Annotated in this window: 30 protein-coding genes; 21 read left to right on the top strand and 9 right to left on the bottom strand. The window is 36.9% G+C overall.

Features of this window, described 5'->3' with window-relative positions; genetic code table 11:
• Positions 1-2: 2 nt before the first annotated feature.
• The 13 genes from ACQK2H_RS13550 (at position 3) to ACQK2H_RS13490 (ending at position 7,460) form a co-directional block, all read left to right on the top strand.
• On the top strand, positions 3-338 hold the full coding sequence (locus ACQK2H_RS13550; RefSeq protein ID WP_425391964.1) for a heavy-metal-associated domain-containing protein: 336 nt from the start codon (positions 3-5) through the stop codon (positions 336-338).
• Positions 338-559 carry a GDCCVxC domain-containing (seleno)protein gene (locus ACQK2H_RS13545; RefSeq protein ID WP_425391963.1) on the top strand — a complete coding sequence of 74 codons (222 nt, stop codon included), beginning with the start codon at positions 338-340 and terminating at the stop codon, positions 557-559. The genes ACQK2H_RS13550 and ACQK2H_RS13545 overlap by 1 nt, the downstream gene beginning before the upstream one ends.
• Positions 556-1,896: a dihydrolipoyl dehydrogenase family protein gene (locus ACQK2H_RS13540; RefSeq protein WP_425391962.1), complete on the top strand. Its 1,341-nt coding sequence runs from the start codon at positions 556-558 to the stop codon at positions 1,894-1,896. The genes ACQK2H_RS13545 and ACQK2H_RS13540 overlap by 4 nt, the downstream gene beginning before the upstream one ends.
• Before the next feature lie 77 nt (positions 1,897-1,973).
• Positions 1,974-2,345, top strand: a complete 372-nt coding sequence (locus ACQK2H_RS13535) for a metal-sensitive transcriptional regulator (protein WP_420575385.1) — start codon at positions 1,974-1,976, stop codon at positions 2,343-2,345.
• Positions 2,346-2,428: 83 nt separating this feature from the next.
• The gene (locus ACQK2H_RS13530) at positions 2,429-2,698 is read left to right on the top strand and encodes a thioredoxin family protein (protein ID WP_420575384.1); all 270 of its coding nucleotides are present in this window, start codon (positions 2,429-2,431) and stop codon (positions 2,696-2,698) included.
• Positions 2,699-2,785: 87 nt separating this feature from the next.
• Positions 2,786-3,190: a hypothetical protein gene (locus ACQK2H_RS13525; RefSeq protein WP_350219569.1), complete on the top strand. Its 405-nt coding sequence runs from the start codon at positions 2,786-2,788 to the stop codon at positions 3,188-3,190.
• Between the two features lie 9 nt (positions 3,191-3,199).
• Positions 3,200-4,036 (top strand): hypothetical protein, encoded by an 837-nt coding sequence (locus tag ACQK2H_RS13520; RefSeq protein ID WP_425391961.1) that lies wholly within the window; start codon positions 3,200-3,202, stop codon positions 4,034-4,036.
• A 19-nt stretch (positions 4,037-4,055) separates the two neighbouring features.
• Positions 4,056-4,547 carry a heavy-metal-associated domain-containing protein gene (locus tag ACQK2H_RS13515; protein WP_425391960.1) on the top strand — a complete coding sequence of 164 codons (492 nt, stop codon included), beginning with the start codon at positions 4,056-4,058 and terminating at the stop codon, positions 4,545-4,547.
• 13 nt (positions 4,548-4,560) lie between these two features.
• Entirely contained in the window at positions 4,561-5,196 is a 636-nt protein-coding gene (locus ACQK2H_RS13510) for a class I SAM-dependent methyltransferase (protein WP_420575381.1), read from the top strand.
• Positions 5,197-5,203: 7 nt separating this feature from the next.
• Positions 5,204-5,422, top strand: a complete 219-nt coding sequence (locus ACQK2H_RS13505) for a GDCCVxC domain-containing (seleno)protein (RefSeq protein WP_420575380.1) — start codon at positions 5,204-5,206, stop codon at positions 5,420-5,422.
• Positions 5,423-6,166, top strand: a complete 744-nt coding sequence (locus ACQK2H_RS13500; protein WP_420575379.1) for an AraC family transcriptional regulator — start codon at positions 5,423-5,425, stop codon at positions 6,164-6,166.
• Positions 6,167-6,231: 65 nt separating this feature from the next.
• Positions 6,232-7,077 (top strand): sterol desaturase family protein, encoded by an 846-nt coding sequence (locus ACQK2H_RS13495; protein ID WP_420575378.1) that lies wholly within the window; start codon positions 6,232-6,234, stop codon positions 7,075-7,077.
• Positions 7,074-7,460 carry a DUF2147 domain-containing protein gene (locus tag ACQK2H_RS13490; RefSeq protein ID WP_420575377.1) on the top strand — a complete coding sequence of 129 codons (387 nt, stop codon included), beginning with the start codon at positions 7,074-7,076 and terminating at the stop codon, positions 7,458-7,460. Before ACQK2H_RS13495 ends, ACQK2H_RS13490 begins: the two co-directional genes overlap by 4 nt.
• Before the next feature lie 109 nt (positions 7,461-7,569).
• Here the strand turns inward: ACQK2H_RS13490 and ACQK2H_RS13485 are convergent, their stop codons facing one another.
• Entirely contained in the window at positions 7,570-7,944 is a 375-nt protein-coding gene (locus tag ACQK2H_RS13485) for a hypothetical protein (protein ID WP_420575376.1), read from the bottom strand.
• A gap of 718 nt (positions 7,945-8,662) precedes the next feature.
• Here ACQK2H_RS13485 and ACQK2H_RS13480 point away from each other — a divergent pair.
• A complete protein-coding gene (locus ACQK2H_RS13480) occupies positions 8,663-9,814 on the top strand; it encodes a hypothetical protein (protein ID WP_425391959.1) in 1,152 nt (383 codons plus the stop codon).
• 172 nt (positions 9,815-9,986) lie between these two features.
• Positions 9,987-10,316 (top strand): DUF413 domain-containing protein, encoded by a 330-nt coding sequence (gene maoP / locus ACQK2H_RS13475; RefSeq protein ID WP_424963917.1) that lies wholly within the window; start codon positions 9,987-9,989, stop codon positions 10,314-10,316.
• Between the two features lie 65 nt (positions 10,317-10,381).
• Here the strand turns inward: maoP and ACQK2H_RS13470 are convergent, their stop codons facing one another.
• Positions 10,382-11,077 carry a hypothetical protein gene (locus ACQK2H_RS13470; protein WP_424963918.1) on the bottom strand — a complete coding sequence of 232 codons (696 nt, stop codon included), beginning with the start codon at positions 11,075-11,077 and terminating at the stop codon, positions 10,382-10,384.
• Between the two features lie 215 nt (positions 11,078-11,292).
• On the opposite strand from ACQK2H_RS13470, the gene ACQK2H_RS13465 reads away from it, so the two are divergent.
• Positions 11,293-11,685, top strand: a complete 393-nt coding sequence (locus ACQK2H_RS13465) for a hypothetical protein (RefSeq protein ID WP_424963919.1) — start codon at positions 11,293-11,295, stop codon at positions 11,683-11,685.
• 219 nt (positions 11,686-11,904) lie between these two features.
• A complete protein-coding gene (locus ACQK2H_RS13460; protein ID WP_425391958.1) occupies positions 11,905-15,900 on the top strand; it encodes an NACHT domain-containing protein in 3,996 nt (1,331 codons plus the stop codon).
• Positions 15,901-16,025: 125 nt separating this feature from the next.
• Here the strand turns inward: ACQK2H_RS13460 and ACQK2H_RS13455 are convergent, their stop codons facing one another.
• Positions 16,026-16,853 (bottom strand): hypothetical protein, encoded by an 828-nt coding sequence (locus ACQK2H_RS13455; RefSeq protein WP_425391957.1) that lies wholly within the window; start codon positions 16,851-16,853, stop codon positions 16,026-16,028.
• A 188-nt stretch (positions 16,854-17,041) separates the two neighbouring features.
• On the opposite strand from ACQK2H_RS13455, the gene ACQK2H_RS13450 reads away from it, so the two are divergent.
• The 3 genes from ACQK2H_RS13450 (at position 17,042) to ACQK2H_RS13440 (ending at position 18,181) form a co-directional block, all read left to right on the top strand.
• On the top strand, positions 17,042-17,170 hold the full coding sequence (locus ACQK2H_RS13450; RefSeq protein WP_424964445.1) for a type II toxin-antitoxin system HigB family toxin: 129 nt from the start codon (positions 17,042-17,044) through the stop codon (positions 17,168-17,170).
• Between the two features lie 127 nt (positions 17,171-17,297).
• Entirely contained in the window at positions 17,298-17,744 is a 447-nt protein-coding gene (locus ACQK2H_RS13445; RefSeq protein ID WP_424963922.1) for a helix-turn-helix domain-containing protein, read from the top strand.
• 254 nt (positions 17,745-17,998) lie between these two features.
• Positions 17,999-18,181, top strand: coding sequence for a hypothetical protein (locus ACQK2H_RS13440; RefSeq protein ID WP_425391956.1), 183 nt, complete (start codon positions 17,999-18,001; stop codon positions 18,179-18,181).
• A 1-nt stretch (position 18,182) separates the two neighbouring features.
• On the opposite strand, the gene ACQK2H_RS13435 is transcribed toward ACQK2H_RS13440, so the two are convergent.
• Positions 18,183-18,407 carry a helix-turn-helix domain-containing protein gene (locus ACQK2H_RS13435; protein ID WP_424963924.1) on the bottom strand — a complete coding sequence of 75 codons (225 nt, stop codon included), beginning with the start codon at positions 18,405-18,407 and terminating at the stop codon, positions 18,183-18,185.
• Between the two features lie 134 nt (positions 18,408-18,541).
• On the opposite strand from ACQK2H_RS13435, the gene ACQK2H_RS13430 reads away from it, so the two are divergent.
• On the top strand, positions 18,542-19,414 hold the full coding sequence (locus ACQK2H_RS13430; RefSeq protein WP_425391955.1) for a hypothetical protein: 873 nt from the start codon (positions 18,542-18,544) through the stop codon (positions 19,412-19,414).
• Positions 19,415-20,446: 1,032 nt separating this feature from the next.
• On the opposite strand, the gene ACQK2H_RS13425 is transcribed toward ACQK2H_RS13430, so the two are convergent.
• The 5 genes from ACQK2H_RS13425 to ACQK2H_RS13405 all read right to left on the bottom strand — a co-directional run bounded on the left by ACQK2H_RS13425 (position 20,447) and on the right by ACQK2H_RS13405 (position 22,844).
• Positions 20,447-20,578, bottom strand: a complete 132-nt coding sequence (locus ACQK2H_RS13425) for a hypothetical protein (protein WP_425391954.1) — start codon at positions 20,576-20,578, stop codon at positions 20,447-20,449.
• A gap of 243 nt (positions 20,579-20,821) precedes the next feature.
• On the bottom strand, positions 20,822-21,391 hold the full coding sequence (locus ACQK2H_RS13420) for a hypothetical protein (RefSeq protein ID WP_424963927.1): 570 nt from the start codon (positions 21,389-21,391) through the stop codon (positions 20,822-20,824).
• A gap of 19 nt (positions 21,392-21,410) precedes the next feature.
• A complete protein-coding gene (locus ACQK2H_RS13415) occupies positions 21,411-22,232 on the bottom strand; it encodes a relaxase/mobilization nuclease domain-containing protein (protein ID WP_425391953.1) in 822 nt (273 codons plus the stop codon).
• A complete protein-coding gene (locus ACQK2H_RS13410) occupies positions 22,216-22,488 on the bottom strand; it encodes a plasmid mobilization protein (RefSeq protein WP_425391952.1) in 273 nt (90 codons plus the stop codon). The genes ACQK2H_RS13415 and ACQK2H_RS13410 overlap by 17 nt, the downstream gene beginning before the upstream one ends.
• The gene (locus tag ACQK2H_RS13405; RefSeq protein WP_424963930.1) at positions 22,485-22,844 is read right to left on the bottom strand and encodes a hypothetical protein; all 360 of its coding nucleotides are present in this window, start codon (positions 22,842-22,844) and stop codon (positions 22,485-22,487) included. The genes ACQK2H_RS13410 and ACQK2H_RS13405 overlap by 4 nt, the downstream gene beginning before the upstream one ends.
• Positions 22,845-22,847: the final 3 nt, after the last annotated feature.

The following is a 22,847-nucleotide window of genomic DNA, read 5'->3' as shown; positions in this document are numbered from 1 at the left end:
ACATGAAAACCATCATTCTAAGTCTAACATTTGTCTTCTTGCTTGCAGGAAATGGAATGGCGCAAACTGCCGAATCTCAAAAAACAGCAGAGACTACTCAAAAAAGTGAGACTGTTAAGCTGAAAGTCACCGGTCTCACTTGTGCGGGCTGTGCAAGTCATCTGTATAAAGTCTTGAAAGAAACAAAAGGGGTTGTCGACAATTCGGTGGAATATCCCGGTGATATTGCAGTGATTGACTATGATCCTAAAAAGACCCAGCCTGAGCAGCTTATTGCAGCCATTGAAGAAAAAACCAGCTATAAAGCTGTAGTACTAAAACCTAACAACGACAAATAATGGAAAAAGAAATCGTTTTACAATCCACTATTACCTGTCCCAATTGTGGACATCAAAAAGAAGAAACCATGCCTACAGATGCATGCCAGTACTTCTATGAGTGTGAAAGCTGCAAGCAAGTCTTAAAGCCAAAAGACGGGGATTGCTGTGTGTATTGCTCGTATGGAACTGTGGTATGTCCTCCTATTCAGGAAGGTGGAAAAAGTAGCTGTTGTTCATGAAATACGATGTAGTAGTAATCGGGTCAGGCATGGCCGGAATGACCATTGCCAATAAATGTGCTAAGAAAGGATTGAAGACTGCTGTTACAGACTCCAGACCTTACGGTGGTACATGCGCATTACGAGGTTGTGATCCCAAGAAAATATTGGTTGGAGCTGCAGAAATCATTGACAGGGCCAATAAAATGAAGGGGATCGGTATTCAAGGAGATAGCTCTATTAACTGGCAAGACTTGATGGCTTACAAAAACGACTTTGTTGCCAAAATGCCGAAAGGTGTAGAGAAAGGTTATGAAAAAGCGGGTGTAGACATGTATCACGGAGCAGCCAGCTTTGAATCGGAAGACACTGTCCGCATTGGAGACAACCTATTGGAAGCAGATAAAATTGTAATTGCTACAGGTGCACGACCTGTAATCCTGAATATACCTGGAGGTGGCTTACCCATAGACAGCACAGATTTTCTAAACCTGGAAGAGCTTCCTAAGGAAATTACTTTTATAGGAGGTGGATATATAGCGATGGAGTTTGCTCATCTGGCTGCCAGAGCAGGAAGTAAAGTAACCATAATTCACAGAGGCAAAACGCCCTTGGAAAACTTTGAAGCTGATATCGTGAAGCATTTGGTAAATGCCACTGAAGAATTGGGAATTGAGTTTCACCTTGAGTCGGATGTTGTTGCAGTAGAAAAAACGGATAACGGGTTTACCGTAAAGGCAGCATCAAAAAATGGTGAAAAAACTATTCAAACGGACTTAGTTGTTAATGCTGCCGGCAGAGTGCCTGAATTGGATGGCATGAACCTTGAAAAGGCTAATATTTCTTACAGCAAAAAAGGAATACAGGTAAACGAATTCCTTCAAAGCAAAACCAATCCATTAGTCTACGCAGCAGGAGATGCTGCTGAAAGTAATGGACTAAACCTCACACCTGTTGCTGTTATGGAAGGGCATGCCGTAGCAGCCAATATTATTCGTGGTAATTCCAAAACACCCGACTACACCGAAATGCCGAGTGCGGTATTCACCTTACCAACTTTGGCATCTGTAGGGATGACGGAAAAGCAGGCAAAAGAATCAGGTTTAGAATATCGGGTAAAAGATGGGTCAGCATCAAACTGGTACAATGCCAAACGGATCAATGAATCAACTTATGCGTATAAAGTCCTTTCAGACAATGAGGGGTACATTTTAGGAGCACACATTATTGGTCCTCATGCGGAAGAAATGATTAACCTTTTTGCAATGGCTATTCGTGGAAAGCTTACGGTTTCTGACATACGGAACATGGTTTATGCATATCCATCGATGGGATCTGATATTGGGTCGATGGTGTAACTGAAATTAGAAAAACCAAGCAATTTGTTGTTTACCACCCCGGAAGGAAACGTACCTTTAGTAAAACACGAAGTATTATGATACCCAAAGACCTAACAAAGGATATAAAAACACGATTGCAAAGCATAAAAGGCCAAATGGATGGTTTGATAAAAATGCTGGATGAAGGGAAAGATCCGGAAAGAATCCTCATACAGTTCAAAGCTGCAAAGAGTGGCTTAGATAAAGCGCACTACCTTTTATTGGATGAAACATTTAGAAAATCTCTGGCCATTAAGATATCAGAAACTTCAAGTGCCTGTCCTGGAAATTGTGGTAATGAAGAACAAATAGAGATGCTGCGACAACAATTTCCTGCCATTGAAGTGGACGACCTCACCGAAAAAATGAAAGAAATTTCGCGACTAAAAAAGCACCTGGATCGATTCAATGAGGTGGATAAAAAATAATTTCTAAACTTTTTCTTGGAGACCACCCCATAGCACCTCGTACGTTTGTTTCAGCTTTTATTTAAACCCAAAAAAGAATAATAATGAAACGAAATGTAGAAGTATTTACTGCCAATTGCCTGGTATGTGATCCCGTGGTATCTATGGTCAGGGAACTGGCATGTAATGATTGTGAGATCACCATTTATGATTTGGTGAAGCAGTGTGAAGACAAGACCTGTCTGAGCAAACTGGAAGAATATGGGATCAAAAAAGTACCTGCTATTGCTGTGAATGGCAAACTTTTATCGTGCTGTGAAAATCAGGGGATTTCTAAAGAAGAGCTGATTAAAGCGGGTATAGGACAAGGGTAAAAACAAGTAAGGCACGGCTTACCTTATTTATTTTCCCTTGATTCTGTGCTGGTAAGGGAATTCATCAATGTAGTGACAATTAAAATAATGGGAGTCTTAAAATCACTAAAGCAGGATTTCGTCAGCATCGCATCCTTGTTTACATCAGTATCCACCTTACTGTGCTGCGCCCTTCCGTCATTACTCGTGGCGGTGGGTATGGGAGCGGTAGTGGCCGGAATGGTTTCGGACTTTCCGGCATTGATCTGGTTGAGTAAATACAAGGAATGGACTTTTCTGACGGCAGGTATTTTGATCGGGTTCAACTTTTGGCTGTTTTATGGCCGCAAAAGAGACCAGGTCTGTGAAATAGACGAATATGGCAATGAGACACCATGTGATACAGCCGCCCGGTGGAGTAAAATTATCCTATGGATATCCTTTGGTTTATACCTTCTCGGACTATTCTCAGCTTACCTGCTACTACCAATTCAACAATTTTTAGGACTTTAAAATAATACGATGAAAAGAACAGCCTTTTTAATATTACTAACTGTTACAGCCATTTCTAAGGTCAGGGCTCAGGGACACGGGCCCCTTTATGGTTTACAAACCCCCACCTTGGCAAAAGGAGGATTTGACTTTAATGCAGCAGCTATGAGCCTGGCTACCGAAGATGATCAATCCTTTATGCTTAGGTACATCTGGTCGTATGGGGTGACAGAAGATTTGCAAATTAATATTACGACACCCACCATGATCAACAGACTCTCTGAAGCACCCAGAACACGAAGTAACAACAACATGCCGGCAAATGGCGACATAGAAGCATCTGTATGGTACCGTTTCTTCTCCAATGCATTTGGGGTTGGCAAACGCTTTGAATCCACGGCTATTTTAAGTGTTTCGGCACCTACTGAAGAAACCAGGAGTGGTATCAATGTAAGCAATTCCATACACGGAGCGATCTCTACCGGCTATGCTTCACGTACCTGGTATGCCTGGGTAGGTGGTGGTTATCAATATTATTTTGAGAAATCCAATGATCAATTAGGCGACCTCCCTTACGCAAGTCTGGTAGTCGGTTATCGGCCGAATATATTTATGGGAGACTATCCAAAGCCGGACTGGAGGGTATTTGTGGAATCGCTCGCGGAGTTTCCCGGAGCAAGTACCAGTGAAGGTCAGCTTACCCCCGTTGATCAAAGAGGGAAAAAAGTTATGCTCGGCCCTTCATTCCTGGGACTTTATGGAGCTTGGGGTATATCCTTTGGAGCATTATTTCCGGTCTATCAGGATGTAACACAAGGCCCAACAGAGGAATACAGGCTTTCAATGAACATTAGTTATTGGTTATAAACTTTAAAAAACAGAAAAAATGAAAAGATTAGGAATAATAACATTGTTAACAATTTTTAGTTTGAGCGGAGCAATGGCTCAGATGATCAAAGTAGATCAGAAAGTATTTGGAATGGATTGTGCACCGTGTGCCTATGGTCTGGAGCGCGGACTTAAAAAAATGGATGGCCTGGAAAGTGTGAAAGTAAGCCTCAATGACGGCAAGGCTTATCTCACGCTTGCTGCCACCAATGAACTGACCTTGCAAAAAATCCAGGAAGAAGTGAAGAATAATGGATTTTCAGCCAGAAATGCTGAAGTTACGTTAAAAGGAGAATTACAGAAAGAGCGAAATGTATGGAAAGTTAAGGTTAATGGAGAAATATTTATAGTGAGTGCTGATACTTCAGGTGACGTACTAACAAAGCTCAAACCTGGTAAGATTTGGATCAAAGGGTTTGTAAAAGATGAGGAGGATGGTGAGATAACTGGTATATGGGAAATCAGAATTATTGAAGTATTAAAATCTTAATAAAGCCAAGGAAATGGAAAATTTTGACAGAAAAAAACATTGGGAAGATATCTATCAGTCAAAGCAGTTGAATGAGGTAAGCTGGTTTCAGCCAACCCCGAAAATATCTTTGGATTTCATAAAACAACTCAACGTACCCAAGAGTGCTAAAATTATTGATATTGGTGGTGGAGATAGTTTCCTGGTTGATCATTTGCTTGGCATGGGGTATCAGGACATTACGGTGCTGGACATTTCTGAATCAGCCCTTACAAGGGCAAGGAAGAGGCTTGGTACTCTTGCCGATAAAGTGAAATGGATAGTGGCAGATGCTGCGACTTTTGTAGCAGCCGGACAATACGACTTCTGGCACGACCGTGCAGCCTTCCACTTTCTGACGGAAGAACAAGATATTGCGAGCTACTTGGAAAATGCACAAAGAAGTATAAAGCCAGACGGAAGGCTTGTGCTAGGCACTTTTTCAGAGCAAGGCCCACAGAAATGCAGTGGGATAGAAATCAAACAATATTCAGAATCAACTATGACCGCCCGCCTCCGGAAATTTTTTGAGAAAATAAAATGTATAACGGTTGATCATAAAACACCCTTTGATACCATTCAGAATTTCACCTTTTGCAGTTTTAGGAAATTACCGATAGATCCTATTTAATACTGAAATGGAAAAAGAAATTACACTCGAATCGACCATCACTTGCACCAACCGTGGGCATCAGAAGGGAGAAACCATACCAACCGATGCATGCCAGTATTTCTACGAATGCTGTCATGAAGTTTTGAAACCAAAAGAGGGTGACTGTTGTGTGTATTGCAGCTTTGGAACAAACCTTTGCCCGCCCATTCAGGATGGTGGAAACTGTTGTGGAAGAAACAAATAAATGAATCCATTCAAAATTTATTTCCAAAATGGGATTGGGGTCTATACCGGTAAGGTGGTAGAAACAAAACCACACAGCCACCATGCCACCGAGATCATTTATGGCTTGGAGGGAAGTTTCAAGGTGGCTGATGCTCAAAATAATGAAAATGAATACAGACTGTCGCTGATACCTCACGATATCAAACATCGATTCATTAATACATCAAACATCACCCCAATTTTCATTTATTTGGATCCGTTTCATTATTTGTCACGGCAGCTTGAGAGGAGCTATTCGTTAAATAAGGTAATTGTAGGGGTTGACAATTTGCATCGGTCATCAACCATGAACGACATTCGTTCCTGGGCTCTCGGGAGTGACGTAGATATTATTGTCCTAATCACACAACTTATCCATGATTTAGCAGGGTATGCTTCCCATACCATCACCATAGATAATAGGATTGTAGAAAGCACGGAACACATCAGGAATGCACTACATGATGGAATTAGCCTGGCTGATATTGCTGAAAAAGTTCATCTCTCAGAAAGCAGGTATGCTCATCTGTTTAAAGAACAGGTTGGAATCCCATTTCGAAGATTTGTGTTATGGACAAGGCTGCAAGCAACTGTTGAAGCTATCATGAATGGGAAATCTTTTACGTCTGCGTGCTATGTGGGTGGTTTTGCTGATCTACCTCACTTTTCAAAGACCTTTGTGGACATGTTTGGGGTTTCACCCTCCAGTGTGTTGAAAGCTTAGCAGGTTTATACAAGCTATCAATATTCGAACTTTTCATTTTTGCAGACTACTAAAGGTACGCAGATATGAAAAAATTCTTTCAATTCAGCATCTATCCGGTTTTTATGATCTCTGCATGGGGCCTGATCCTATGGGCTATGCAAACAGGTATAAATCAATACTTGGCTACAATCCCTATCATTGCACTCTTCGGTGTAATTGCTCTGCTTCTGGAGAGATTCATGCCCTTTGAAAAAGAATGGGTAAATGGAACAGATTGGAACCTTGATTTCACCTACTACATCATTAATTATTTAATCAAAGTGTCTGCTCAGTTTAGCTTTATTTGGCTATCAACGTATGTTGTTTTTTTTGATTGGTTCCCCACTGATTTACCCTTTTGGGCGCAGGTGCTTTTAGCCCTAACGATCATAGATTTTTTCTTGTTCTTCGTTCATTGGCAGAGTCACAAGTACCAATGGCTCTGGAAACTGCATTCTATCCACCATAGTTCAGAACGTTTATACTTTTTGAATGGAGAAAAACGCCACGCCATCCATCAGATTTTAGAGGGTGGACCCGGAATCATTGTATGTCTATTAATTGGTGTTCCTCAGCCCGTTGTAGTAGCGGCATTGGCACTTCTAGCTATCAACATGATGATGCAGCATACCAATCTTGATTACAAGGCAGGGATATTAAAGAAATTTTTCTGCGTAGCAGAGTTGCACCGTTGGCACCATCGTGCAGATTATAAGGATGCACAGGTAAACTATGGTGCCTGGCTCACGCTTTGGGATTACCTCTTTAAAACCAATTATGATGATCCAAAGATTTATGACTCAAAGGGTATTGGTGAAATTGGTATTAAGGAAGAGCCGGATTATCCTAAATCCTACATAACTCAAATGATTTATCCCTTTAAGAAATGAGGATCAAACTGAATTCTATATTGCTTTTTTTTCAAATAGGTCTAACTATTAATGTAATAGCTCAAAAAGGCCCAGATAGCATTGTTGGGAATTGGGTTTCGTCCGATGGTGTCAGGACTGTGCGCGTATACAAAGAAAAAGATAAGTACAAGGCTGATATTATTAAGTCCAATAATCCAGAAGAGACGGGGAAACTGATCCTTTGGAATCTTGTTTATGATCTTGAATCCAGGGAATGGAATGATGGAAAAATCCAGCTACCTGGTATGTCACATGAAGTGGATTGCTTTATTGAAATGAATAAAAAAGACACCATGAAAATAACGGGGTACCATGGTTGGCGAATCTTTGGGTCATCTGAGGTATATATCAAAGAATTATAGTTTAGATTTTTTTATTTGTTTCAGGGAGACATAGCTGGTATTCAAGCCCTATAGTTATGTGCGGAGGTGTGTGGTTTGACAAAGGAACGTGTAATTCAAAATGTCCTTCTCATTGATCTTTAATTGTTTCTTTATCTATTCCATAGTAGTGCTTTATGATGATCTCTACACTCTTTCCGCTGATTTCTAAAGCGGACTTTGGAGAGATTCTTTTCTTACAACAAAGGGATATAATGGTTTTGATAGCTATATGAGAAGTGATTATTCCCCATTTGGGAACGTACTCATAAGATTTATTTCCTGATACTGATTTGATCAATTCCACTTGCTTGTTGATGCCAGCTTTTTTACAGGCTTCTTTTATGTAGGCGTTAAATTTTTGATCTGATAGAGTGGGAAGTTCATGGTTGTATTTATCAAGAATCTGTATTTGTCTTTGAGTTAGCGGCACAAATAGATCTTTCTTATTCTCATAGGCTCTCATTTCAATAGAACCATCATGAATGTGATTTTTTTAGCCTTTGCAAGTCAGAATAGCTCAGGCCTGTGTAACAGTTTAATACAAAGACATCTCTAACCTTTTCGCATCTTGCTTCCTTAAAGGTGAAGGTTGCCAATTGATTGAGTTCTTCGATACATTACGGATATTCTTGTTCAAATTCGTCACGGAATATTCACTTAAACTCCACTGCAGAATCGGCTGGATGTCCCACTCAATTCCGCTGCTCATTTCGCGCTCTCTTTTGCTCACCCAATTCACCACCGAATTTGCTTAGCGAAATTTCACTTATCTGCTCAGCCAATTCGCTCTTAGGAGAGAGCGAAAAGATAGCGACTTCACCCAGCCAAATCTATTGTATGTATGCTAGCCAGAATGAACAAATCTTATTTGGTTCTTTTCGTGTAAAAACGTCAGGATCAAGTAGTGAATAAAGTACTACTTTTTTATTTTTTACAGTAACGATATGCAAGATCAAACTGAAATTATTTGCTCGTTTCGCTCAAGATCTGCTTTCTTTTTTTTCGTTCATTTTGCTAGCGAATTTTGCTTCTCTTTCGCTACCGAAAATTCGCTGCTCGGCCGCTCTTGTTTTCGCTATCAGTTTGCTTAATTCCGCTCATCAGATTTTGGTGAAATGTGATGCCTCAGTAGGTCAGGTTTGGTAAGCCATTTCGGTGCAATCATTGGCATAGTTCTGTCAATGAACTATTCTAATAATAAAGAATCTAATTCTGAGAAGCTCAGGAAGATTCAGGCAGAACTCGACGATCTATATTCTAAAGGAAAGCTGAATGTTGAGTACAAAGTTCTGGCTATCGACATGGTTCCAAAGAAGGGTACGATAGTAAAACTTAAATGTTTGTTATGTGATATGGTGAAGGAAAGGAAGCTAGCCCATATTCGAAATCGTCCAGATAAAGCTGGGTGCATCTGTAAGCGAAAGCATACAGAGAAGAAGATCTTAAAGAAGCTCCAGAAAGTACTCGGAGACGATTATGTCGTAAAAATGGTATTTAGAAAGCAAACAACTTCAGATGAAGCCAAGTACACCAAGAAACCTTTTCATGCACATATCTATGATAAGAAGTGGAGGTGTACGCACCGAGATGTAAATGTGAACAACATCTTTAGCAAGGGAACTCTACCTATGACCTTTAAGAGAATTCATGATAAGGAAGTCTCCTCTTCTGTGGAATCTCTTTGGCAATCGCTTAAAGTAAAATTTGTTGCTCGTCCACAGAGACTCTTAAAAAAAGGAGGGAAGAAACCGTACTGTCAGAGCATGATTTTCCCTTTCGTGAGATGTACAAACTGTGGTGAGGAATATTTCAAAAGGTTTTCAAGGTCTAAGAAAACAACACGCACATTCTGCTGTGGGCTAGGGGGTACGACAGGGAAACGTGAAGATTTTATAAAGAGGTGCAAACGAAATGAAGGCAAGGGATTGCTTTACTTCTGCTACCTGCGACATCCATTAGGGTTTGAATATATCAAGCAGGGGATAACAAGTAAAATGGGATTAGAACGCATGAGCGATTTTAAGAAGGAAGACTTTATTGAGGTGGTTGTATTTCGAACCTATATTGGAGATGCAGGAACAATTTATGATATAGAGCAGTACCTGCTTAATATGAAGCCATATGTTAAACCGAAAGTGAAATTTAATGGTAGCTCAGAATGCTATGAATGGGATGTAATTCCCAATCTGTGTACGAAGAGGGATCGAGCGTATATACGCAAATGGAGAGGGAAAGTCAGAGCGGGAAAAACGAATAGAAGCTGGTCAAATTTCATCGAGTTTCTAGAAGATGAAGAACGGCATCAGGTTGATTTGATGCAGCTTAGAGCGTAGAAATAAAGGGGGAGTGGAAACTCCCTCTTTATTTCAAACAGCAAGTAGTGTGGAGTTGTGCATGTTTATATTTTTTAAATAGTATTTTGATCCTTTGATTATTCATTGCACAACCTTTACTTATTTATTGATTGGGTTCAATTCTATTTAATGGTTTTGTTAACTTTATAAGGTGAGGAGTACCAAAAAAGATCACCTTCAATACTTACAAGAGAAAGGCCAATTCAGGATAGAGAATAAAATCAAAAACCTTCCAGCGTTTTCCGATGAAATGATAGAGATTTTAGAGAAGTATGGTCATTGGTTTGAAGCTCTTGTGGAGGGGATACTAGAACCGATCACGGAAAAGCAAAAGATGTTTATTGAGGCGGTGAGAAATGAGCATCCGTTCTCAATTGAGGAGCAGGCCTGGGTACTATATCAAAAGAGAAAAAGTTTGGAAAAAGGACTTAGTGAAGCCTTAAAACGAAGGCCAATTATAGCAGATGATACATTCCACTGAAGTAGAGGATATTAAGCCATTAGAAGTACAGTGTTTGGGGCCATTATTAAATATAAAAGTAGGTTTTAATTCTGGCCTAACCTTTCATTTATTTCTCTTTTATAGGTTTCAATCAACCCAAATTTTGGTGCACAATGTTTTATAGGAATTGGGAATCCCCATCCCCATACTCGTTTTAAGGGCTTAATAGCCAATTGGTCTATAACATACCTCATATGGTTTACTGAAATCATATATAGTGAATCTTCTTTTACCTTTTCCTCTTTTCTTTGGTATACCGCGATGACTACATGAGTACCTGTAAATTTTTGCATGTTTTCATGTTTCTTCAATGCTTCTTTTTCAAAATAGAAATGCCGTTCTCCGTTATTATTATAAAAGGTTTTACACTTTACTTCTACCTCTAAATTCCCAACATTTCTAATAAGAAAATCACCACGTTTAACATCGATATATTTTTCAGAAACACCAGTATAAAAACTGAAACTTTCCTGATCCTGATTAATTGTCTCAATCATATATTTTTCTTTGGATGCTTGATCACGAAAAATAAATTCTGCTTTTTTTGATAATCTGAATCTTATGTCTGTCCAGAAACAATATTTTTCATCATTCTTGGCGAGAATAGGAGTCCAGTGCTTCTCACCTTGATAGATGATTGTATTCTTCTCAATAGGTAGCTCTGATAGTTCTTCTAAATTTTCCGCATACCTACTTTCAAGGCCATTGCTATCATGTTTTAGTATTACGTGATATCCCATTTACTTTCCTCCACTTGGATTTTAAACTTTTGTTAATATGTTGAATTAAATTAGGTAGCTGCTATATTAAACAGTTTTTGTTAAATGAGAAGTTTTAAGCTTATTTTTAATCGATTCAATGGATATACAAAATTTCTAGTGATTTAAGTATAATCAGTTTCGTCCTATCAATGGTTTACTAGATTTATGTTCGTTTGTCACATCACCTAAAAAAATTGATAAGATACATCTCAACACCCTTCACACATCACATCAAGGTATCATGTAGAGACATATCCCAATTCATCCAGGAAGGTTACTCCGTAATTCAGAAATACAGTAGTGAATCCTTCAGATTTAGAAGATCAGATAAAGAACCAAAGATTTACTGCTTTGACGATCTGGGAGTTGAGAACAGCCTCAAATACTATGTAAACGATTGCAACGTGATGACGGAGATCCTCCTCTCTCGTTACGACTATTTCATCTCGCACAACATGCTCACTCATATCGCCACCAACCTAAATAGCACAGAATTTGAAGAGTTATATGGAAATAGAGTTAGGAGCAGACTCAGAAGTATGTTCAATCTTATTTCATTTAATAGCGGTTCAGAAGATAAGAGGTGACACTTAACTATTTTTAAGCTTATGGATGAAATTAAAGAAATAAAGATCTTTGTTTCTAACCCTTCTGATGTCGATCCAGAGAAGGAAATAGTTAAGAAAATCTGTGAAGATATCAATAACAGATATAGTTCTGAGGATTGTAGGCTGCTATTCAAAGTGAAAGATTGGTCTCAGATCCATCCTAAATTTGATGGGAATGCACAACTTCAAATTCAAGACTTGATTGGAGACTATGATATTTATTTAGGTATATGGTGGAGGAGATTTGGTACAAAGACAGGGTCAATTAACCCTTCAACGGGGGAAGAATATGGTTCAGGAACTTTTCAAGAATTCTGTGAAGCTGAACTTCATAATAGCAAGTATAAGGTTCCAGAGATGCGATTGTTTTTCAAGGATTTTGAAAATTTTGATGGACGTGTAGACTCAAGCAAAGCTCATCAACTTCTAAAGGTCCTAGAGTTTAAAGAAGATCAATTGCCTAAGGGGTTTTGTGAAATTTTCAAAGACTCTACTGATTTCACACTAAGAGCTAGTAGTATTTTAAATCAAAAAGCCTTTGAAATATGCAAAGAATTAAGAGTAGAAAGTAAAGAAAAGGTTATCCCCCAAATTGAATTCGTAGACTATAAACTCTCATTGCCTGAAGTTAAGATTGAAAGAACGATAAGTCAGGTTTATAGTGACTCAGGAGAGTTGAAAAAATATTCATCACTTTACCAATGCATGTTGAAACACAAGAAAGTAGTTCTACTAGGTGGAGCTGGATCTGGAAAGTCAACGGAATTGCAAAAGTTATATCAAGAAGCCAGCGGAGAAACTTCGCCTTTCATTCCAATTCTTAGAAAGTTGAATACTTACTCAGCCAATCAAGAAATAGAAAAGTTTTTACCTGATGATTGGAAGATAGTTCCGCAAAAAAATCTCCTCATTATTCTGGATGGGTTGGACGAGATTCAGCCAAGTGAATTTAATACAGTGATTCGTCAGCTAAATTCATTTATTATAAAATATTCTGATGTTAGTCTCATCGTAACATGTCGAACGAATTTTTATGAAATACCAAATTCATCATTTGGCGGAACACTTAGCACTTTCGAAGAATTTTACTTAGAGGACATTAACATGGCAGATGCAAAGTATTACTTTGAGTCAAAAACTGAATATAAGTCAGAAGAATTCATAAAATCCATTTTGGAAGGGAATCTCGTTGATTTGATAAAGAGGCCTTACTTCTTAATGTTACTTTCTTCTATTCATGAAAAAGTTAAAAATCAAAAACTTAATCGCGCGGAAATTTTTGAAGAGTTCTTTAATTCTCGTATTGAATACGACCAGAACCACTACAAAACCACAATTGAAATAAGAAGTAGGAAAAGAGAGATAACAGAAATTCTTCAGAGGGTTGCGCTTTCAATGGAAATCATGGCAAGGAACCACATTTCTGAAAGTGAACTTTTGAATATTGTAAACTCAAGTGAGTTTGTTGACCTTAAATACTGCACTGCTTTCAATAAAAAGGAATTCGATGATGAAGTATGGGAGTTTGAACACAACAATATTCAAGAATATCTGGCAGCCAAGGCTCTGATGAATTTAGAATTGGATAAAATCTTAAGAATTATAGCTTTTCCAACTTCATATAATAAGTTAATTCCAACATGGTCAAATACTTTAGCCTTTCTTTTTTCACTGCTTGATGATGAAAGCGAATTGTATCAAAGTTTACTTAAATGGTTTGTTGAAAATGAAAAGGAAACAATAGTCAAATTTGAAAAAGAGAAGATACCACTTCCTATTAGAATTCAAATATTTCAGAGTGTATTCAACTACTACAAGCAACACAGAATTTGGATTAACTCCAATAAATTTAATTATAGAGAGTTAGCTCAGTTCGGCAATTCTAATGCCAATGCCGACTTTCTTTTGGAAGAAATTTCAGACAAGTCCAATGGAAGGCATACGCTTCTAAACGCAATCAACTTGATTACTTACTTAGAGCTCAATGCAAAACAGCAAGATGCTTTAGTGAACATATTTCTCAATAATCAAATCATTAAAAATGAATCGGATCCAAGCTACATACATTCATGCCTTATTGCTTTAAGTAAATTTAGTCCTACGATCGGAAAAGATGTTTTTGATGATATTTTATCTATCGTTGGAAATAGAGACAACCAGTATATCAGGTCTGGAATTTATTCGATTTTAGTTAATGCTGAATTTCTTGATCAGTATTTGGAGTATTTATTTCATGGAGTTGAGGTAAAGAATTCGAAAACTGGAGATCGATCAGATGTAACATTGTTTGATGAAGGGTTCAAACTTAGAGAGTGCATAAAAAAAGTAAATTCTTATCCTGGAATTGTAGAACTTTCACGGTTTTCTCTTAAAAATCATCAGTTTGATAGACTTTATGAAAGTGAAAAACTCTTTGACGAAATTGTCTCTAATGCCATTAACACCTACAGTTACCATGGAGAAATATTTGATGTATTTTACGAGTGGTATGTAAAGGGGAAACATCGTTGGCAGCCTAATAAGTTAAAGAACGTAATAAGATTTTTTGAGGAGACCGGAACGATGGAGAAAGCATTTCTTTCTATTTGGTCAAGTGAGGAAGGATTCGAATACGGTAAGATAACATCACTAGTTGATCTTTTTCAGAAAGACAATATTCAATTCGTTGTTGATCAATACAAACAGGAAATAATTAATCCTGAGGAATTAAAATCAATCATCAATCAGCTGTTCTTTAATAAGGAAGATTTAGCTAAAAAGCTTGTCAAAGAGGCTAATAGTCAGGCAAACTTTACCTATCAAAAACCTGAACCAATAGACTGGGAATCTAAAAGAGAAGAGAAGAGAGATAATGATCTTAAGCTTTTGTTCAACAAAAGACAATTCGAACTTGAAGTACTAAGAGTTTTTTCTGAGGAAAAAAAGGAATCGTTTTCCATCGAAGATCTGTATGAAGTAAGAAGGGGAAAAAGGAACCAATGGTTTGATGATTACTATTCTAACTCAGCTCTTAGATTGTTAAGAGAATTTGCTGAAGAAGGTGAAGTAAATAAAAAAGATATTCAATCCTGGTTTACCAGAACAGATAATGTAGAATGGTACAGTGCTTCTCTGATTTATGAACAGCTAAGTCATAATAACGAGATAGTTTTAAGCTCCGAACAGAAGAATTGGATTCAGAATTGGTGTGATAGGAATTTACATAAAATTGATTTCACTTCCGCCATAACTGTTGATGGAGATAGTGTCACTTATAGTACTTTGGCACTATATATTTGGTACTTTAACTATAGACTTACCTTAAATTTTTCTAATGACATATTGCTCAACATGCTCTCATTTGATGGTGTTGCTGGACATGATTGGATTGGAATTGAACATATTGTTAATAGATTAGATTTCACTCAAGTTAAAGGAAGGATAATTAGTAATATTCAAAAGGGGATAGCTGATACAGCAGTTCTTAAAAACCATCTCTACCTCATTTGTCAGCATAAGGTTGTAGAGGCTTATGATTATGTTAAAAAAGAAATTCTGAATTCGAAAAGAAAGGATTACGATAGGCGAGAAATTTTACGAACATATTATGAGCTCACAAGAGACATTGATGGTTTAAAAGAACTTCTCGATGTATCGGACAGTGAGATTAGATTTGAGCTTATAGATCATTTAATTGATGCGAATCAGGATGAATACGTAGAGAAGGAATTACTTATCGAGATTAGATCCGATATAGATATTTGCGATAAAAAAGATGCATCAAATAGGCTTGTTGGTTTACAAAATATTGAAGGGCTCGAAATCTATATTTCTTGGATAAAAGAGTGCTCTAACAATACTATTGAAGAGTATCGAGCGATTGGATTAGAGAAGTTGACAAATATCAAAGCGGTTCCATTGCTAATTGATTTATTAAAACTTAGCTATGAAAGGAATATACGCATTCATACCTTTCAACCTCTATCAAATTACATTATAGATGTATTTGGTCAAATGGCAGTGGTTTCTGAATCGAACCTTAGGATTGTGAAGAAATCAATTTATGAGTTCATTGAGAAAAACCAGGCACTTAATGAAAACATTAGATTCCTACGACTGTCAGTTGAACGTTTTGAATCTCAGTTCTATTATAACAAAGCCCAGAATTATAGCATTAGTGAGGTTAAATCGAAACTGCAATTGCTAGGGAATTAAATCTTATATATCCATTCTGTAAGTCTCTGCCAAAATGGAGTAATAATCAAAGCAGCAGGGAGGGTGTAAGTGATTAGTCTTACCCATGCAACGAGAAATCGGTATCGAGCTTGATGCTTTCCTAGTCAAATAGTTGATTTGGGCTTTACGACTCCAATAATGAATACAAAAATGGATAAGTAAAAAAACTTCTTTGTTGAAGGATTACTTTCTGATCTTGCTCCCACATAATCACTTGGAACATATCCACTCTCATATTGAAGTAGGAGTTCTAAAACCCTATCAGAGTTAGTTGAATCTATTCCATTATCAAGCAACTCAAAAGCTTCCCTTTTTAACTCAGATGAGTAGGGAACCTCTTCACTTTCATAAGCAGAAGATCCGAAAATTAGCATTGATAGAACTGCTAATAGTATCATTACCGCCGCAGAATTGGACCAAAATCTTAAAAATTTATTTGGCCTTTTTACAGCAATCCATTTTTCAATCTCATATTGAATTTCCTCTCGCACACTTACATCTGAACACTCTAGTTCATAACTCATCTCATCGTTAATGCCATCTAATTTAAAGATGAACCGATTCTCCCTATATTTCTCATAGACAATTTGAATCCTTATTTCTTCAACTTTCAGATTGATACTTGCTGGATCTTTTAATAAGCCTTGAATGCTTTCATCAGTAAGCCTCGAATCATCCTTATTTATGAATGTACAAGCCTTATACCCTTTCTTTTGAAGAGCATCAAATTTTTCAGCTACTTGTTTATTTGAATACTCTTCCTCTACATCACCTGATTCTTCGGACAAATTCTCCCTAACCTGCTGTTCCCACGATTTGTACAATAGTGAATCGATTGAGTTAATTACAGAATCTAAAGATTCAAGGTCATTACCACTCAATAACCATGGCCCACCCATGTTTCTACTTTTCGGAAGTTGAAATTTTCCCATACGATTATTTTAATGAGACTAAATTTATTTCTTTTATTGAGAAAACGTTACCCGAAAACAATTAAAGTTCACATTTCGTGAACTATTATCAAGACTCTTCGTACATTTACATGAAAGTTCATTTAATCAAAAGACAGACAATAGAACAATATGTCCTCTCTCAAGCCAGAAGTTAAGTTTCTTTTAAGATTTGGCTAGAGGTGTTGAGGCATGCAGATTGGAATGAGCCAGGTGATATTAAGAAAACATTCGCTAAAGCTGATTTATTAGGAGGAGGAAGTAACCGGGTTGTGTTTGATATTGGAGGAAATAATTAAAGAATGATTGCTAAGTATGTTTTCGGAAATAAAGTCGCTCATCTGTTCGTCTGTTGGATTGGTACACATGCAGAATATGATAAGCTGTGCAAAAAGAATGAGCAGTATTCAGTAAATGTCTATTGAGATGGAAGCACTAAAATACAAAGTGATTAAAACCAAGAAGCAATACAATGAGTATTGTGATATCCTTCATGACTTGGTTTTTGATGAGAATAGGAGTGATGAATCAGAAGATGAGATTGAATTATTGACTTTATTGATTGAGAAATACGATAATGAAAACAGCTCTTTTTCAGAAGTTGAACCTATCCAATTATTGAAATCCTTAATGAAGGATCATAAGTTAAAATCAAAGGATTTGGTGGATATGTTAGGAGTTTCTAAAGGTTTAGTTTCAGACATTCTGAATTACAAGAAAGGACTTTCCAAGGAGGTTATCCGAAAGCTAGCAGATCATTTTAAGCTGAGCCAGGAAGTGTTTAATCGTCCCTACAAATTGAAGATCCCCACCACTCCAAAGATGCGCAATGCATCAATGATGAATACTCAGAAGAAGTTGGAGACTGCTTAAAATTTCATTCTACTCAATGGCCATCGCGCACAGCAGCGCAAAAGAAAAGTACAACGTGTCTCTATTTAGGGTCGAGACAGAGCAAAAAAAGCTGTCAATTTCAGAAAGTCTTTTATCATTAAGAATCAGTTCCTCAGATTATCGTAGCGCTGATAAGTATGGGTATTCAATATGAAATAGCTAGTTAGTTGTTTACAACGACAATTCCTTTTTCCTTTAATAGATTTGGATTTAAACGACTCAAACTTTTTCCAATGCTTAGAAAAACACAAGATGAAATCGAATATAATTTGATCCTGGAAATGTCTAATGAAAAATTATCACCTCTTCAAATTTTTTGTAGAGCAAAAGAAATAGCCAACTTATTGGAGCAAAAACAAGAAAAGTATCCAGCACTAGATATTGATGGACTTTTCAAAGAGCAGAAAAGAAAGTAATTCATTTGAAAAATTCGCCAACCGAGCATCCAATTATCTTGGATAAGTTCCAGAGAGTTAATGATGTTGGATTGGTATTTCCTGTTTCAATTCTGGAGTAGTTACTTCGTTCCATAAATAAGCGCCTGGCGGTTTCAGCACTTGAAAGCCCTGCTTGTTCCCTGAGTGAAGCTATACGTTTACCCAGTTGAATTAAAAACTCACGCTCCTCAGAATTGACCTTCATTAAAGCGCAAGAAAAAAATTCAAGATAATTTATGTGCTATCATATATGATAGCACTAGGTTTGCGTAAAACCTTATTCTTATGTATTTGCGAAATTTATTTTATTCAATCCTATTTAGTTATAGCCAAATCATTTTGGCGCAGAATTGTGAAGAGTATAGAACAACTTCAAAAAGTGATGTTGGTGATCTAATAGAATCTTATGGTTCTGCTCTTACAGGAGCTCTTAATTCCATTAGATTCTCCATAAATATCTCACAAGTAAATCAGGGTTCAGGAGGAACATTTTTGATTTTGAACTATTCTGATAGGCACGAACCAACGTTTTATGAAGAGAATATAAAAGGCAATTTCACTTCTGATAAACTTAAAAAGAGCTATGTAGCGGTTGAGTTTGAAAATGGGGAAATCCTATCTTTCGAAATCCCCTCAGAATGTAGTTTAAGGGAAACCCCAGAATCGGCGACTTTTGGGGATGCTAAGTATACACGTTATAATATTTTCTTTATGCATCCAGTGACTAAGAAGGAAGTGTCGATTTTCCAACAGCATAAGATCAAGAAATTAGTCTATCAATTCGGAGATAAAAGCACCTCAAAGGAATTTGATACTTCACGAAAAAGGGATCTTCGAGTAGTTGAATATTTGCATGATGCCTTCAATTGCATTGATCTGGATAGTTTCTATGAACTGAAGGTTAAACCTTCCAGCGACTTAAACCTAGAAAAAGTTTCTTTAGAAGAATACGAAGGCGTAATTATTGGAGCTTGGGGAGCAACGATAAAAGGAGTTGCAATTGAAATGCATTTGGATAGTGCCAATAATGCATTGTTCGTATTGAATGGAGATAAGGAGGTTAAAGGAACGTATAAGATTAGTGGTTCCAACTTTATTTTCTTCGGAGAGGCAGGCAATCAAATAAGTCCAATTAAAACATTTCTAAACGATATGTTAGTTATTGAAGATACTTCGATAAAATCGGATGTCACTTATACCAGAATTAAATAGATGAATTCATAAGCGGAAAGTTCTTAATTACTTTCGGCTCTGGTTAGCCCTTTCTTCAAACCCTCAATATCCAATACAGGTGGAGTTTTAGAATTTTGGTTATCATATATTTTCTTGCTTAGGCTTTTTGCCTTGTCGATGATTTGATTTTCGGAGAAGTCAGGGTTGGTTGACATTGAAAGTATAAGTTCATATTCAATTTCCTGAAGAGATCTTTTTGTTTGAGACGACTTAGTTCTTGGCCTAATCAAAAAGAATATGCCGATTGTAAACAAACCACAGACAAAGGCAATTAAACCATATGTTATACTCTCCCACATTATTTCTAAAGTACGGAATTTAGTTCAAAAGATCATTCTAATTCCGGTAAACTTCTGGCTGATTTGGCTGTTCATTTCGCTCTGGGTTCGCTTGCTTCCGCTCAGCTAATTCGCTCATAGGAGAGAGCGAAAATATATCGAGTTCAACTAGTCAAATCTCTTGCTTCATTCTGCCAGAATGAAGCAATGCTATTGGGTTCTTTTCGTGTAAAAGCGTCAGGTAGGAAGGGAAATGGTTATTGAAGGGTGAGGTGATATATTAAGGTCTCCTATTGATTATTCTAAAATGGAATTCAGGGGGAATATTATAGAAGTCATTTTCGAACTCTCTAGCGCTAGTTGCAGCTAATGAAATTAAAGAATCAAACCCATCCTTTGTGTATGGGTTTGGTGTATTTTAGGGGGCGATATCAACTCGAACTACTTAGTCAGATATAAATGACTAACACAAACTCCACATACTTTTCTTCCATGTTTAGCACAATGTAATCTTGCTGTGTTTTCATCTTTACATGCAAAGATATTGCCATCACTATCTGATTTATCCATGTTTTTACAGACTGACTTTGTGTTAGAATTACAACCTCCTTCAGGTTTAAAGACTCCTTGAAATAAGTGAAACTCACCTGTGTCTTTGTGCTTTTTTAGGGTATAGGCATTTTTCATTCTATTTATTTAAAAAGTGTTGCAGGATAGTTTAATGATATAAGAGTTAATCTCCTTTCTTATGCTTATGAGGCTTTAGTGATGGAGTATTACCCGGAGTATTTTTATTATCTCTTTGTCTTCTATCTGGTTTTCCAGTTGTTTTAGCAGTTCTTTTTGGACCTGGCTTGATTCCCATAATAATAAGTTTTATTAAGTATTGAGTTTAACTACTATAAAATTGACTCACATATCTACTAAAATCAATACCCACTTTTGGGTAATTTTCAGGGGGCAATTAAGGATATATGCAAACCTGAGTAACGAAAATCAAGAGACGATGAATGTTCATTTCGACGACTTTCATTATATGCCACGGCAAGACGAATGTCGTATCCACACAGAATTACTGTCTGTTTGGCTTGACGTTTAATGAGATTAATTATTCAATACCCTCCGGCATACTATCCTCTAGTTCTTTGATTTGTTCGTTCAATTCTTTGTCACGCTTTTTCCAGTTTATTTTTTCGATAATTTCTTCCAATTCTTTTTCGTTGTTCAGTATTTCAACGGAATTTGCGTACACCTCAGGATACAAATCTTCAATGACCTTTAAATGAATTTCATATTGGTCTAGTTTCTTTTTGTTAACTAGGAAATTATCATAGATCAGAGCATAAAGAAAAAAAATGCAAGCTCCTATTAAAGCTGCATATATGCCAAACTTGATTGTCCGTTTAATGTAGGCTTCTAAATCGTTTTTTAATTCATTGAAATCCTTAGCTTCAAATAGATTGATAAGGAAAGTTTTTATCCGTTTGACTTTGTGTTGACCAGCTACTTCAATAGTTCTGTTCTCTACTTTATTAATTTGTTCATATGATGTGTCGTTGTTGTTAGAGACATTCTCTTCGACATCAATTTTATTGGAAATTAATTCAGTGAAGTTGAAGCCCCTCAGGATTTCTTCAACCATGCCAGGAAGTGCTCGATTGTGCATGCTAAATCGCATACTAACATGATCTTTATATTCAGAATTCGATTGAACTCCCTTCTGATTTGTCAATATTGCTTGTTCGTGACTTAGTATTATTTTGGTCAACTTCGCTATCTCTGCTGATTGATAATCGAGTATCTCCTTTGTTTGAGCTTTGGTCAAGTTGATGGTGTTGTTCATAACTTAGTTTTCTTTTTAATGTATTGGTATCGATTTGTTTAAAACTTCCTGTTCCGAAAGAGGCTCCATTGGATTTGTTTCTGAAATATTTGAATCGCTTTTTCTTTTTATCAAATTTCATTTCAATGCCGAACCGTAATAATTGATTTCTTATATCTGTAGCATTATCATTTTCTAAAAGCACATCAGAGATAATTTTCACGTACTGGTTTTCTTGATCCTTTGCTGGTACCAAAGAATATCTCTGCTCCAGTGAATCAGATAGTTTATTTGCATGGATCCCTGAGTATTGCTCATTAATTACTTCTCTTTTTTTTGTTAGCCCAGCCGTCATACATATCATATGATAATGCTTAACTAAACTATCATTATGTTCCCATACAGCTGCCTGCGAATCTCTATAGCCCATTTCATGACAAACCTCCTTACAAATTTTCTTAACCAATTGATCATCGATCTCATCTAATGGCGAAGGAGAGATTTTGATAAAAATGAGAGGTTTGCTAACATTCGGTTTGGATTTTTGAATCATTTGCATCTCTTGTGCTATACCTTCTGGATCCGAATGAAAAAGATGTTGCTTCCAAACTAATCTAGATTGGTTGTTTTCTTTATTACCGGCATAATCTAAGGATTTCGGTATATTGGATCCACCATATTCAACTTTTATTCGCACGATTGATAAAGAGTTTTATTGCAGATTCTAATTCTTTTTTAACCTGGTTATAATCTCTATTGTCACAAGCCTCATTGGCATTGACTAAATGTCTATACAGTAGTACCATCACACCAGTAAGAGCTGGTTTAATATGATGTTTTAAGCCAGCCTTAAGCAAATAGGTGCTTACCGAGAGTGACGCATTGCTTGCGTATTTTTTAATTAAATCTTTCTGTGAGGCTGATGCCATCACTGAAATTTTTTTATCTCTCATAGCCCAAGTCCTTTATTTTTTGTTTTATCATTTTCAGTATCGATATCTCGAGATGACTCATTATTATAATTTTCGGATGAGTCATTTCTTCGTGCTTCTTCAAGTTTTTCTTTCATACTATCAAGACTGGTCTTTTTAATTTCCTGGTTTGCTTCTCGATGAAGTTCTAGACCTTTTTGTAAAGCTTGATCTTCTTTAAGCTTGACATCAATACCTACTACTAAAGATTGGAGGTAGGGAGTAAGCTTGCCACTTTCACCTGCTTCTATTATTAAGTTCACCAAGTCGGGTCGTTTTCCGCTCTTTGCTAGAACGTATCCATCATTAATTCCCTCTAAAGACAATTTATTTTCCATGCT

It is taken from the genome of Ekhidna sp. (assembly GCF_965228795.1).
In the GTDB taxonomy this organism is placed as follows: Bacteria; Bacteroidota; Bacteroidia; order Cytophagales; family Cyclobacteriaceae; genus Ekhidna.
The sequence above is the reverse complement of the archived record's forward strand: the minus strand, read 5'-3'. Positions and strand labels throughout refer to the sequence as shown.

Bases quoted from the DNA above. Each gene is read 5' to 3' on its own strand.
- ACQK2H_RS13550 (WP_425391964.1), top strand. From the start codon at position 3: ATGAAAACCATCATTCTAAGTCTAACATTTGTCTTCTTGCTTGCAGGA.
- ACQK2H_RS13545 (WP_425391963.1), top strand. From the start codon at position 338: ATGGAAAAAGAAATCGTTTTACAATCCACTATTACCTGTCCCAATTGT.
- ACQK2H_RS13540 (WP_425391962.1), top strand. From the start codon at position 556: ATGAAATACGATGTAGTAGTAATCGGGTCAGGCATGGCCGGAATGACC.
- ACQK2H_RS13535 (WP_420575385.1), top strand. From the start codon at position 1,974: ATGATACCCAAAGACCTAACAAAGGATATAAAAACACGATTGCAAAGC.
- ACQK2H_RS13530 (WP_420575384.1), top strand. From the start codon at position 2,429: ATGAAACGAAATGTAGAAGTATTTACTGCCAATTGCCTGGTATGTGAT.
- ACQK2H_RS13525 (WP_350219569.1), top strand. From the start codon at position 2,786: ATGGGAGTCTTAAAATCACTAAAGCAGGATTTCGTCAGCATCGCATCC.
- ACQK2H_RS13520 (WP_425391961.1), top strand. From the start codon at position 3,200: ATGAAAAGAACAGCCTTTTTAATATTACTAACTGTTACAGCCATTTCT.
- ACQK2H_RS13515 (WP_425391960.1), top strand. From the start codon at position 4,056: ATGAAAAGATTAGGAATAATAACATTGTTAACAATTTTTAGTTTGAGC.
- ACQK2H_RS13510 (WP_420575381.1), top strand. From the start codon at position 4,561: ATGGAAAATTTTGACAGAAAAAAACATTGGGAAGATATCTATCAGTCA.
- ACQK2H_RS13505 (WP_420575380.1), top strand. From the start codon at position 5,204: ATGGAAAAAGAAATTACACTCGAATCGACCATCACTTGCACCAACCGT.
- ACQK2H_RS13500 (WP_420575379.1), top strand. From the start codon at position 5,423: ATGAATCCATTCAAAATTTATTTCCAAAATGGGATTGGGGTCTATACC.
- ACQK2H_RS13495 (WP_420575378.1), top strand. From the start codon at position 6,232: ATGAAAAAATTCTTTCAATTCAGCATCTATCCGGTTTTTATGATCTCT.
- ACQK2H_RS13490 (WP_420575377.1), top strand. From the start codon at position 7,074: ATGAGGATCAAACTGAATTCTATATTGCTTTTTTTTCAAATAGGTCTA.
- ACQK2H_RS13485 (WP_420575376.1), bottom strand. From the start codon at position 7,944: ATGAGAGCCTATGAGAATAAGAAAGATCTATTTGTGCCGCTAACTCAA.
- ACQK2H_RS13480 (WP_425391959.1), top strand. From the start codon at position 8,663: ATGAACTATTCTAATAATAAAGAATCTAATTCTGAGAAGCTCAGGAAG.
- ACQK2H_RS13470 (WP_424963918.1), bottom strand. From the start codon at position 11,077: ATGGGATATCACGTAATACTAAAACATGATAGCAATGGCCTTGAAAGT.
- ACQK2H_RS13455 (WP_425391957.1), bottom strand. From the start codon at position 16,853: ATGGGAAAATTTCAACTTCCGAAAAGTAGAAACATGGGTGGGCCATGG.
- ACQK2H_RS13445 (WP_424963922.1), top strand. From the start codon at position 17,298: ATGGAAGCACTAAAATACAAAGTGATTAAAACCAAGAAGCAATACAAT.
- ACQK2H_RS13440 (WP_425391956.1), top strand. From the start codon at position 17,999: ATGCTTAGAAAAACACAAGATGAAATCGAATATAATTTGATCCTGGAA.
- ACQK2H_RS13435 (WP_424963924.1), bottom strand. From the start codon at position 18,407: ATGAAGGTCAATTCTGAGGAGCGTGAGTTTTTAATTCAACTGGGTAAA.
- ACQK2H_RS13425 (WP_425391954.1), bottom strand. From the start codon at position 20,578: ATGGGAATCAAGCCAGGTCCAAAAAGAACTGCTAAAACAACTGGAAAA.
- ACQK2H_RS13420 (WP_424963927.1), bottom strand. From the start codon at position 21,391: ATGCGATTTAGCATGCACAATCGAGCACTTCCTGGCATGGTTGAAGAA.
- ACQK2H_RS13410 (WP_425391952.1), bottom strand. From the start codon at position 22,488: ATGAGAGATAAAAAAATTTCAGTGATGGCATCAGCCTCACAGAAAGAT.
- ACQK2H_RS13405 (WP_424963930.1), bottom strand. From the start codon at position 22,844: ATGGAAAATAAATTGTCTTTAGAGGGAATTAATGATGGATACGTTCTA.